Below are 11,241 nucleotides of genomic sequence, written 5' to 3' on the forward strand. Positions count from 1 at the left end.
CGCTGCTGACCACCCGACGAGCCCTCGACCAGGGCCGTACCTCCAGCGCGCTCTGTCGCCGCTGAGCCCCACCGGCTCGCTTCGCACACGTCGCCTCGTCGTGCCCTCCTGGGCACGGCCGACTCCTTAAGGCCCGACACGCCATGACTCAGCACGACCCTGTCCAGAAAGCCCGCGTCGACCTGACCGCCGGCATCAACAAGCTCTTCGCCGCCTCGGCCATGTCGGCCAGCGGACACGGCAACATCAGCGTCCGGATCCCCGGCCACGACGACCGCCTCCTCGTCAACGCCGGGGAACTGCTGCGCCCGTGGCCCGCCGACGACCTGCGGGTCGCGGCGCCCGCGCTGCGCACCGTCAACGACGACGTCGTCGTGGTCGGCCTCGACGGGACCGTCCACGAGGGAACGCCCAGCCCGTCGGTGGCCGCGATCCTGAAGATGCACATCGGCGTCTACCAGGCCCGGCCGGACGTCAACGCCGTCATCCACACCCATTCGCCGTACGCCACCAGCTACGCCCTCGCCGGTGTGTCGCTGCCGGCCCGGTACGAGGCCCTGCTGGTGCACGGCCAGCCCGTCGACATCCCGGTCGCGCCGTGGGCGCCACGCGGCACCGAGGAGGCGGTGCGGTCGATCGCCGAGACGTTCGCGGCGCACCCCCGCACGTACGCGATCCTGCTCGGCAACCACGGCCTGCTCGTCGCCGGCGACTCCGCCCGGCACGCCGCGAGCCTCGTCGTGGCGATCGAGGAGGCGGCCGTCTCCAGCATCGGCGCCGAGCCGCTCGGCGGCCCGGCGCCGTTCCCCGACCACGTCCACGACCTCGACCTGCGCCTGCGCTTTGAGGAGCCGACCGCATGACCACCCGTAGCCGCCGGATCGCCGGCGCCCTCGCTGCCGTCCTGCTCACCACGTCGCTCGCCGCCTGCGGCGGGAACGACGAGCCCGCCGCGGCGAGCGCCGACGGCCTCACCACCGTCCGGCTCGCCTCGTCGCCGCTGGGCCACCTCGCGCCCATCTACCTGGCCCAGGAGCGCGGCATCTTCGCCAAGCACGGCCTCAAGGTCGAGGTCGACACCGAGACCTCCGACCTGACCTCCGTGCCGGCCGTGCTGGCCGGCAAGGTCGACTTCGCCACCGGCGACCTCACCACGCTGATCGTGGCCCGGTCCAAGGGCCTCGACGTCAAGGCAGTGGTGCCGGCGTCCGCGTCCACCGGCAAGGAGGGCGCCGACTACGGCGCCCTGGTGGTCAAGGGCGACTCCGGCATCACCAGCGCCAAGCAGCTCGAAGGCAAGACCGTCTCGGTCAACGTCCTCACCAACATCGCCGCCGCGGCGGCCCGCGAGGCGGTCCGCGCCGACGGCGGCGACCCGACGAAGGTCAAGCTCGTCGAGATCCCGTTCCCGCAGGCGCCCGCCGCGGTCAGCACCGGCCGGGTGGACGGCGCCTGGGTGGTCGAGCCGTTCCTGTCGGCGGCCAAGGCACAGGGCGCGGTGCCGGTCGGCTGGGGCTTCACCGACCTGGCGCCCGACCTCACGGTCTCCGCCTGGTACGCAGCCGGCTCCTACACCTCGAAGAACGCGAAGACCGTCACCGCGTTCCGGGACGCGGTGCGGGAGGCGTACGCGTACGCCCGCGACCACGAGGACGAGGTGCGCGCGAAGATCCCCACGTTCACCGAGATCAAGCCGGAGGTGGCCGCGAAGATCACCCTGACCGGCCTGCGTGACGAGGTCAGCCGGCAGGCCGCCGAGAAGCTCGCCGGCTACGCCCAGCGCGACGGGCTCATCACCACCACACCCGACCTCGACGAACTGATCCTCAGGTGAGAAGGGGGTGGCTCGGCGCCCTGGGCCTGGCGGGCGCTGCAACGGCCTACGAGATCCTCGCCCGCCTGTTCCTCGACCCGGCTTACGTGCCGCCGCTGAGCGCCGTGGTTCCGGAGGCGCTGCGCCTGCTCACCGAGGAACGGTTCTGGGCGGCGACCGGCCGTACGCTGGCGGCGGTGGCGGTCGGCCTGGTCATCGCGCTGGCCGCCGGCATCCTGGCCGGGTTCGCGCTCGGCTCGGTGCCCCAGGTGCGCCGGGCCACCTCCTCCACTCTCGACTTCCTGCGGCCGGTCCCGTCGATCGTGCTGATCCCGGTGCTGGTGCTCGTGCTCGACGTCCGGCAGATCACGGTGCTGCTGGTCGCCGTGTCCTGCTTCTGGATCGTCGTGTTCCAGGTGCTCTACGGCCTGCGTGACGTGGACCGGGTGGCGGTCGAGACCGCCCGCGCCTTCCGGCTCGGCCGGCTGGCCCGGATCGTGCACGTCACCTGGCCCACGGTGCTGCCGTACCTGGGCACGGCGCTGCGCCTGATCGTCTCGGTCGCGCTGGCCCTCGCACTGACCGGCGGGCTGGTCATGGGCGCCGCCGGACTCGGCGAGATGATCTGGAGCAGCCAGGAGTCCGGCGAGTCCACCGGCATGTACGCGCTGGTGCTGCTCACCGGCGGGCTCGGCATCGGCCTCGACCAGCTCGCCCGGCTGGCCGAGCGGCGGCTGCTGCACTGGCACGTGGCGACCCGCCGGGAGGCCCTGGCATGAAGGCCCTCGGCTACGCGCTCGGCCTGCCCGCGGCGCTCGTGGCCGCCTGGTGGGTGGCCAGCGACGGCAGCACCAACGTGTTCCTGCCGCCGCTGCGCACGATCGTCGAGGCGTTCCGGGACGTGTGGTTCTCCGACACGTTCGTCCGCGACGTGGTGCCCAGTCTGTGGCGCCTCGCCGCCGGCTACACGATCGCGCTCGCCGCGGGCGTCGTCCTCGGCTTCGTGATCGGGCGGTGGGCGGTGCCCCGCGCGCTGACCGGCCCGCTGCTGGCGTACTTCCGGGTGCTGCCCGCCCCGGTGCTGATCCCGGTGCTGCTGGTGGCGGTCGGCATCGGCGACACGACCAAGCTGGTCGTCATCACTGTGGGCGCGGTCTGGCCGATCCTGCTCAACACCGCCGACGGCGTCCGCGCCGCCGACGAGGTCGGGCTGGAGACCGCCGCGGCGTACCGGCTGCCGCGCCGCACCCGGCACCTGCTGGCGCTGCGCGGCGCGAGCCCGCAGATCTTCGCCGGCGCCCGGCAGGCCCTCGGCCTGTCGATCATCCTGATGGTGGTCAGCGAGATGCTGATGAGCACCGACGGGCTCGGCTTCACAGTGGTGCAGTTCCAGCGCAGCTTCGCCATCCCGCAGATGTGGAGCGGGGTGCTGCTGATCGGCCTGCTCGGGTTCGGGCTCGCCAAACTCTTCGAGCTCGTCGAGCGGCGCGCGTTGCGCTGGCATCGCGGCCACACCGGACAACTCACGGAGCGACCATGACCTCCCTGCTCGAGATCGCCGGGATCGGCAAGACCTACCGGGCCCGGGAACGCACCGTCGAGGTGCTGACCGCGATCGACCTGACCGTGTCCGAGGGCGAGTTCGTCGCGCTCGTCGGCCCGTCCGGCTGCGGCAAGACCACCCTGCTCAAGATCGTCGCCGGGCTGCTGCCGGCCACCGTGGGGCAGGTCCGGTTCGGCGGCCGTCCGGTCACCGAACCGCCGCCCGGCCTCGGCGTCGTCTTCCAGGAGTACGGCCGCAGCCTGTACGCCTGGAAGACGGTCCGGCAGAACGTCGAGCTGCCGCTGCGGCACCTGGACCTGAGCCGGGCGCGGCGGCGGGAACTCGTCGCCGACGCGCTCGACGCGGTCGGACTCGGCGCGGCCGGCGACGCGTACCCCTGGCAGCTCTCCGGCGGCATGCAGCAGCGCGTCGCGATCGCCCGCGCGGTCGCCTACCGGCCCCGGCTGCTGCTGATGGACGAGCCGTTCTCCGCCGTCGACGCGCAGACCCGCGCCGACCTGGAGGACCTGGTGGCCACGCTGTGGAAGCGCTACGGCATGACCATCGTCTTCGTCACCCACGACATCGACGAGGCGGTCTACCTCAGTCAGCGCGTCGTGGTGCTCGGCGCCGGCGTCTCCGGCGTCCAGGCCGACATCCCGGTCGACCTGCCCGCCGACCGGGAACAGATCGGCACCCGTTCCTCCGCCCGCTTCGGCGAGCTGCGCACCCGAGTGTGGACGCAGGTCCGCCGTACCCCCGAGAGCGAGATGGTATGAGCAACGCCCGATGGACCGACACCGGCGGCGGCGAGGGCCCGCTGTGGTCCTTCCGAGTCGGTGAGGTCGAGGTCTTCCCGATCCGCGAGGTCGACTACTTCGTGGACCCGGCCGAGTTCTTCCCGCAGCTGGCGACCGAGTCGTGGACCGACGGCGCGTTCTACACCCGGGAGCCGTTCACCCACGACGGCCGGATCCTGCTCAACCAGGAGGCCCACCTGCTGCGTACGCCGGACCGGCTGATCCTGGTCGACGCCGGCGGGGGCAACGGCAAACCGCGCAACGGCGGCGTGTTCGACCGGGCGGACCGGCCGTTCCTGGAACAGTTCGCCCGCGCCGGGGTGTCGCTCGGCGACATCGACACCGTCGTCTTCACCCACCTGCACGTCGACCACGTCGGTTTCGCCACCAGCGCGGACGGCCGCGGCGGCTGGGAGCCGACCTTCCCGAACGCCCGGTACCTGGTGGTCCGGGAGGAGTTCGACTGGTGGACCGGCCCGGACGGCGCGCGGGCCATGCAGCGTACCGGCGACTACATCGCCGACAGCATCCTGCCGCTGCGCGACGCCGGGGTGCTCGACCTGATCGAGGCCGACCACGTCCTGTCCCCGCAGGTGCACCTGGTGCCCGCGTTCGGTCACACGCCCGGCAACGTCTACCTGGTCGTCGAGTCGGCCGGGCAGCGGGCGCTGTTCGCCGGCGACATGCTGCACCACGGCGTCCAGCTGGAACGGCCGGAGTGGAGCATCCGCTACTGCGTGGTGCCGGGTGACTCCGCCGACCAGCGCCGCCGGCTGCTGGAACGGGCCGCCGACTCCGGTGACCTGCTCGTGCCGGCGCACTTCCCGTTCCCCGCGGCCGGGTACGTGCGCCGGGCCGAGCGCGGCTTCACCTACACGTTCCTCGACGTCTGATGCTCATCGCCGACTTCCACACCCACCACGCCTGTCCGGACTATCCCGCGGTGCTGCCGCACAACGCCACCGGCGTGCTCGCCGCCCGCTGGGCCGACACGGCCCGGCGGGTCGCCGACCTCGACGGCCTGCTCGCCGAGTCCGGCCGGCACGGCGTGGACCTGCGCGTCCTGAGCGCCCCGCCGGCGATGGTCACCCCGCACGGCGAACGGACGCGGCCGGACGATTTGCGGCGGCTCAACGACCACCTGGCGGCCGTGGTCGCCGCGAACCCGGGCCGCCTCGCCGGGCTCGCCACGATCGACGCCTTCGGCGGCGACGCGGCCGCCGGGGAGGTGGTCCGGGCCGTCCGCGAGCTGGGCCTGCCGGGCGTCGTCGTCGACTGCGCCGCCGCGGACGGGCGGCTGCTCGGCGACCCGGCCGCCCGTCCCACCCTGTCCGCCGCGGCCGAGCTGGGTGTGCCGGTCTTCGCGCATCCGATCAGCAGGTCCACGCTGACCGCCGAGTTCGCCGGCCTGGGCCGGCTCGGCACGTCGCTGGCCCGCGGCACGATCAACGCCGCCGCGCTGCTGTCCCTGCTCACCGGCGGCGCCCTGGCCGCGCTGCCCGGCCTGCACGTGGTCTTCCCGATGCTCGGGGTGGCCGGCCTGGCGCTCGCCGCCGCCACCGACGAGGGCGCGTTGCTCAGCGCGCCCGACCGTCGCGCCCACGTGTACGCCGACACCATGGGCTTCGCGCCGTCGGCGATCCGCTTCGCCACCGACCTGCTCGGGGTCGACCACGTGGTCGTCGGCGGGGACTGGCCGGTCGCCGAACGGGAGACCAACCGGGAGCGGGTCGAGGCGGCGCTGCGCGGCGCGGGCCTCGACCCGGACGAGCGCGCCCTGGTGGCCGGCGGCAACACGCTGCGCCTGCTGGGCCGCGGCTGACGCGCCGATCAGGCCGGCGCCGATCCCGTCCCCGCCACGGCCAGCGGGGCCGCGCCGAACGACACCGCGAACCGCTTGCACCAGATCGACACGCTGCGCAGCCCGTCCAGGTCCACCGACGCCGGGATGTCGTACGCCTGGTCGCCGATGTTGCCCTTGAGGCGGCCCAGTTCCACCCAGCGGCCGTCGTCGAACACCTGCCAGCCCGCGCGGCCCTGCTGCACCTTCCGGTCGGTGAGCCAGACCCGCAGGTCGGGGCCGTCGGACGTGTTCAGGCCCCGCAGCAGCAACTGACGGCGGCCGTCGGCGAGCCGGACCAGCTGCGCCCGGCCGGACGTGTCGTGCTCGTGGGTGACGAAGTCACCGGCGGCCAGGACCACGTCGGCGGGCGGCCCGCCGGTGGCCGGCGGGCCGCTCGTGCCGGCCGTCGGCGGCTCCGTCACCGACGGCAGCGCCTCGCGCACCTCGCGGTCGGTCACCAGCCGCCACGGCTGGAACAGGTACAGGCTCACCCCGAGACCGGCGACCACCACGACGGCGAGCACCGACAACACCACACGTCTTCTGCCCATGCCGTGAACCGTAGGGCCGTTCCCGGCCGGAGGATCTTTCCGTCCGCTTACGGCCCGACCGCGGGCCGCCGCGCCGGGACGCCGATGGGTAGCGTCGGGCCCATGGAGCGCTACGTGCTCGTCGTCGACGACGACCGGACGGTCAGCGACGTCGTCCGCCGCTATCTCGAACAGGACGGCTACCGGGTCCGGCTGTCCTTCGACGGGGCGGACGCGCTCGTCGCGGCCGGGGAGCAGCCACCCGACCTGGTGGTCCTCGACCTGATGATGCCGGGCCTCGACGGCATCGAGGTGTGCCGGCGGCTGCGGCGGAGGCTGCCGGGGCTGCCCGTCGTCATGCTCACCGCGCTCGGCGACGAGGCCGACCGGGTCGCCGGGCTGGAGGTCGGCGCGGACGACTACGTGACGAAGCCGTTCTCCCCCCGGGAACTGGTGCTGCGCATCCGGTCGGTGCTGCGGCGCACGGCCCGCGACGACCGGGGACCGGCCGGGGTGCTGCGCGACGGTGACCTGACCGTCGACGCCGGCCGGCGGGTCGCCGAGCGCGGCGGGGAGCCGCTGGCGCTGACCGTGCGGGAGTTCGACCTGCTCGCGTTCCTGCTGGCGAACCCGGGTCGCGCATGGTCCCGGGCCGAACTGCTGGACCGGGTGTGGGGCTGGCGCTTCGGCGACCAGTCGACTGTCACCGTCCACGTCCGGCGGCTGCGGGAGAAGATCGAGGACCGTCCGGCGCAGCCGTGCCGCATCGTCACCGTGTGGGGCGTCGGCTACCGCTACGAGCCGCTGGGGTCCCGGTGAGCGAGCTGCTGGTCATCGGGTCCTACGCCCTGCTGGCCGGCGCGGTCGTCGGCGCGCTCGGCGTGGGCGCGCTGCGGCTGGTGCGCCGCCGGTCGATCCTCGCGCACATCGCGGTGCTGCTCGCGGTCACGATCGCCTCGGTGACGGCGGGCGTCACCGCTGTCGCGCAGGCCATGTTCCTGTCCGCGCACGACCTGCAGGTGGTTCTCGTGACGGTCGCGGCGTCCGCGGCGGTCAGCCTGGCCGTCGGTGTGGCGTTCGCCCGCCGGCTGGCGCGGGCGGCGGTCTGGGCCGACCAGGCCCGGCAGCGGGAACGGCAGTTGGAGGCCGGCCGCCGCGAACTGGTCGCCTGGGTCTCCCACGACCTGCGGACACCGCTGGCCGGCCTGCGGGCGATGGCGGAGGCGCTGGAGGACCGGGTGGTGGACGATCCGGCGACGGTGGCCGAGTACCACCACCGGGTCCGGGTCGAGACCGACCGGATGACGCGGCTGGTCGACGACCTGTTCGAGCTGTCCCGGATCAACGCGGGCGCGCTGCGGCCCGCGCTGTCCCCGGTGCCGCTCGGCGACGTCGTCTCCGACGCGATCGCCGCCACCGCGCCGCTGGCCGCCGACCGGGGGGTGCGTGTGCTCGCCCCGGAGACCGGCTGGCCCACGGTCCGGGCCGGCGAGGCCGAACTCGCCCGCGTCGTCACGAACCTGCTCGTCAACTCGGTGCGGTACACGCCGCCGGACGGCACGGTGCGCGTCGACACCGGCCACGACGAGGGCGACGTGTGGTTCGCCGTCTCCGACACCTGCGGCGGCATCCCCGAGGCGGACCTGCCCCGGGTGTTCGACGTGGCGTTCCGGGGGACCCGGGCCCGCACACCGGCCGGCGCGGACCAGCCGGCGCCGGCCGGTGGCGGGCTGGGCCTGGCGATCGTGCGCGGCCTGGTCGAGGCGCACGGCGGGCGGGTGCACGCGCACAACGTCACCGGCGGCTGCCGGTTCGTCGTCCGCCTCCCGCCCGCCTGACAGCCGCCGCGCCCGGTCAGGCGGCGTCCGGGGGACCGGTCTGCGTCAGGCGCCCGTCGGCGAGCCGCAGCCAGCGCTCCACCCCGATCGCGGCGAGGAACCGCTCGTCGTGGCTGACCACGAGCAGCGCCCCCCGGTACGCGTTCAGCGCGCTCTCCAACTGCGCGACGCTGAGCAGGTCGAGGTTGTTCGTCGGCTCGTCGAGCAGCAGGAGATGCGGGGCCGGCTCGGCGCCCAGGACGCAGGCCAGCGTCGCCCGCAGCCGCTCGCCGCCGGAGAGCACCCCGGCCGGCAGGTGCGCCCGCGGGCCGCGGAACAGGAAGCGGGCCAGCAGGTTCATCCGCTGCGCATCCGGGGCCTGCGGCGCGAACGCGGCCAGGTTCTCCGCCACCGTACGGTCGGAGTCCAGCAGGTCGAGGCGCTGCGACAGGTACGCGATGCGGCCGTCGGCCCGGCTGATCCGGCCCTGCTCGGGTTCCAGGTCGCCGTTGATCAGGCGCAGCAGCGTGGACTTGCCCGCGCCGTTGCCGCCGAGCAGAGCGATCCGCTCCGGTCCCCGGATCGTCAGGTCGACGCCACCGGTGGCGAACAGCTGCCGGTCGCCGTACCGGATCTGCGCTCCTTCGGCGGTGAGCAGCGTGCGGCCGGCCGGCACCTCGGTGGCGGGCAGCTCCACCGAGATCCTCTGCTCGTTGCGCAGCGCCCGCTCGGCCTCGTCGAGCCGGGCCCGGGCGTCGTCCACCCGCCCGGAGTGCATCTCGTTCGCCTTGCCGGCGGCCACCTGCGCGTCCCGCTTCATGCCGCCGGCGACGATCCTCGGCAGCCCCGCGTTCTTGAGGTTGCGGGCGGCGTTGCCGGCCCGGCGGGCCGCCCGCTCGCGGGCCTCCTGCAACTCCCGCTTCTCCCGCTTGAGGTCCTGCTCGGCGTTGCGGATGTTCTTCTCCGCCACCTCCCGCGCGGCGCGCGCCGCCTCCTCGTACGCGGTGAAGTTCCCGCCGTGGAACCGCACCTCGCCGCGGTCCAGCTCGGCGATGCGGTCCATCCGGTCCAGCAGCGCCCGGTCGTGACTGACCAGCAGCAGGCAGCCGGTCCACTGCTCCAGCACGTCGTAGAGCCGGTGCCGGGCGTCGAGGTCGAGGTTGTTAGTGGGCTCGTCGAGCAGCAGCACGTCGGGCTGCTTCAGCAGTTGCGCCGCCAGGCCGAGCGAGACGACCTGCCCGCCGCTGAGGGTGTCCAGCCGCCGGTCGAGCGCGAGGTCGCCGAGGCCGAGCCGATCCAGCTGGGCGCGGGTGCGCTCCTCGATGTCCCAGTCGTTGCCGATGGTGGTGAAGTGCCGCTCGTCGGCGTCGCCGGACTCGATGGCGTGCAGCGCCGCGATCAGCGGGGCGATCTCCAGCACCTGCGCCACGGTCAGGTCGCCGGACAGCGGCAGGCTCTGCGGGAGGTAGCCCGGCACACCGTGCACCGTGACCGACCCGGCGGCGGGCCGCAGCTCACCGGCGATCAGCTTGAGCAGCGTGCTCTTGCCGGCGCCGTTCGGCGCGACCAGGCCGGTCCGGCCCGCGCCGAGGGTGAAGGAGAGGTTCTGGAAGACCGGAGTGTCGTCGGGCCAGGAGAAGGTCAGGTTCGAGCAGACGACGAAGGAATCGGACATCAGGAAGACGACCTCGAAGATGAGGGCGGGCGGACCTCAGCCGCCCGGCGGGGGACACGGTCTCGGGGTACGACGACACGACCACGGCGCCTGCCTGTGGTCGGTCACATGTCCGGTCTCACCCGGAGATGTCGTCGTCACCCGCCATGTCTGGTCTCCCTGTGCGATCTTCGCGCTCGGACGGCCTCGCCGGTGCGCCTGGTCCACCGTAGCACCGGCCGGTGCCCGGCGCGGGCGTGCCGGACCGGCGTCCGCGCGGCGGTCCGCCGCGCCGTGCGCCCTATGCTCCTGGCCATGTCCCAGGTGACTGCGAGCCGCTGGTTCGGGCCGGCCGGATCCTCGACCGGCGACGCCCAGGTGTTCGTCTTCCCGTACGCCGGCGGCGTCGCCGCCTCCTTCGCGCAGTGGCGGGAACTGGCCGCGCCGGAGCTGTCGGTGCAGGTCGCGCTGATGCCGGGCCGGGGCGCCCGGCTGCACGAGCCACCGGTGGACGACCTCGCGGAACTGGTGGACGCGCTGGCGACGGCCGTCGCCGAGCGGGCGTCCGGGCCGTTCCTGCTGTTCGGCCACAGCCTGGGGGCGCTGGTGGCGTTCGAGGTGACCCGGGAGCTGCGCCGCCGGGGCGCGCCCGCACCGCTGGCGTTGCTGGTCGGCGGCGCGGAGGCGCCGCGGACCCGGCTGGTACGGCGGCGCGTCCACGACCTGGACGACACCGGTCTCATCGACGCGCTGCGCGACTTCGGGGCCACGCCGGCCGCGCTGCTGGCCGACCGCGACCTGATGGAGCTGATCCTGCCCGGGGTGCGGGCCGACTTCGCGCTGTCCGAGCGGTACGCCTATCGCCAGGGGCCGCCGCTGGAGGTGCCGGTGCACGTGCTGCTCGGCGACGGGGACGAGCACGTGGACCCGGAACGGGCCGCGGGGTGGGCCCGGGAATGTGTCACCGAGCCGCGATGGCACGTGTTTCCCGGCGGGCATTTCTTCCTTACCGACCATCTGCCGGAAATCATCGACCTAATGCGACACATCGTCGTCAGTCACACCCCTGTGGCGGAATAAGCGACAAAGAGCAGGTAAGGACTCGTACCCGCGCCGGACCTTCCACAATGTCCGGTATTCGACCTGGTGAGTGGCCGAGAAGCGGTGTTAAAGTTCGCCATCCGTTCGCCGAAGGGACGTCGCTGACGAGGCGGCATACTGTCGCGTGCGCCGAGGTGTTC

Annotated in this window: 12 protein-coding genes; 10 read left to right on the forward strand and 2 right to left on the reverse strand. The window is 73.7% G+C overall.

Annotation, left to right across the window (positions count from 1 at the left end; genetic code table 11):
* Window positions 1–143 precede the first annotated feature (143 nt).
* Genes PVK74_RS03360 through PVK74_RS03390 form a run of 7 tightly spaced genes read left to right on the forward strand, consistent with a single transcriptional unit; the run spans window position 144 to window position 5,978 of the window.
* Complete coding sequence (locus tag PVK74_RS03360; protein WP_051610994.1) at window positions 144–863, forward strand: class II aldolase/adducin family protein; 720 nt, start codon at window positions 144–146, stop codon at window positions 861–863.
* Entirely contained in the window at window positions 860–1,834 is a 975-nt protein-coding gene (locus tag PVK74_RS03365; protein WP_209961477.1) for an ABC transporter substrate-binding protein, read from the forward strand. Before PVK74_RS03360 ends, PVK74_RS03365 begins: the two co-directional genes overlap by 4 nt.
* Window positions 1,831–2,592 (forward strand): ABC transporter permease, encoded by a 762-nt coding sequence (locus PVK74_RS03370; RefSeq protein ID WP_187692655.1) that lies wholly within the window; start codon window positions 1,831–1,833, stop codon window positions 2,590–2,592. Before PVK74_RS03365 ends, PVK74_RS03370 begins: the two co-directional genes overlap by 4 nt.
* Window positions 2,589–3,353: an ABC transporter permease gene (locus PVK74_RS03375; RefSeq protein ID WP_210872991.1), complete on the forward strand. Its 765-nt coding sequence runs from the start codon at window positions 2,589–2,591 to the stop codon at window positions 3,351–3,353. Before PVK74_RS03370 ends, PVK74_RS03375 begins: the two co-directional genes overlap by 4 nt.
* Window positions 3,350–4,135, forward strand: a complete 786-nt coding sequence (locus PVK74_RS03380; protein WP_043324780.1) for an ABC transporter ATP-binding protein — start codon at window positions 3,350–3,352, stop codon at window positions 4,133–4,135. Before PVK74_RS03375 ends, PVK74_RS03380 begins: the two co-directional genes overlap by 4 nt.
* Entirely contained in the window at window positions 4,132–5,049 is a 918-nt protein-coding gene (locus PVK74_RS03385; RefSeq protein WP_073829904.1) for an MBL fold metallo-hydrolase, read from the forward strand. The genes PVK74_RS03380 and PVK74_RS03385 overlap by 4 nt, the downstream gene beginning before the upstream one ends.
* Entirely contained in the window at window positions 5,049–5,978 is a 930-nt protein-coding gene (locus PVK74_RS03390; protein ID WP_274478144.1) for an amidohydrolase family protein, read from the forward strand. The genes PVK74_RS03385 and PVK74_RS03390 overlap by 1 nt, the downstream gene beginning before the upstream one ends.
* Before the next feature lie 8 nt (window positions 5,979–5,986).
* Here the strand turns inward: PVK74_RS03390 and PVK74_RS03395 are convergent, their stop codons facing one another.
* On the reverse strand, window positions 5,987–6,550 hold the full coding sequence (locus tag PVK74_RS03395; protein ID WP_209961484.1) for a DM13 domain-containing protein: 564 nt from the start codon (window positions 6,548–6,550) through the stop codon (window positions 5,987–5,989).
* A gap of 84 nt (window positions 6,551–6,634) precedes the next feature.
* Here PVK74_RS03395 and PVK74_RS03400 point away from each other — a divergent pair, with 84 nt between their 5' ends.
* A complete protein-coding gene (locus PVK74_RS03400; protein WP_140946063.1) occupies window positions 6,635–7,348 on the forward strand; it encodes a response regulator transcription factor in 714 nt (237 codons plus the stop codon).
* A complete protein-coding gene (locus PVK74_RS03405; RefSeq protein WP_043324777.1) occupies window positions 7,345–8,367 on the forward strand; it encodes a sensor histidine kinase in 1,023 nt (340 codons plus the stop codon). Before PVK74_RS03400 ends, PVK74_RS03405 begins: the two co-directional genes overlap by 4 nt.
* A 16-nt stretch (window positions 8,368–8,383) precedes the next feature.
* On the opposite strand, the gene abc-f is transcribed toward PVK74_RS03405, so the two are convergent.
* Window positions 8,384–10,021 carry a ribosomal protection-like ABC-F family protein gene (gene abc-f / locus PVK74_RS03410; RefSeq protein ID WP_187692659.1) on the reverse strand — a complete coding sequence of 546 codons (1,638 nt, stop codon included), beginning with the start codon at window positions 10,019–10,021 and terminating at the stop codon, window positions 8,384–8,386.
* 294 nt (window positions 10,022–10,315) lie between these two features.
* On the opposite strand from abc-f, the gene PVK74_RS03415 reads away from it, so the two are divergent.
* The gene (locus PVK74_RS03415) at window positions 10,316–11,080 is read left to right on the forward strand and encodes a thioesterase II family protein (protein WP_274478145.1); all 765 of its coding nucleotides are present in this window, start codon (window positions 10,316–10,318) and stop codon (window positions 11,078–11,080) included.
* Window positions 11,081–11,241: the final 161 nt, after the last annotated feature.

This window comes from Micromonospora chalcea (assembly GCF_028768405.1).
GTDB classification, from domain to species: domain Bacteria; phylum Actinomycetota; class Actinomycetes; order Mycobacteriales; family Micromonosporaceae; genus Micromonospora; species Micromonospora chalcea.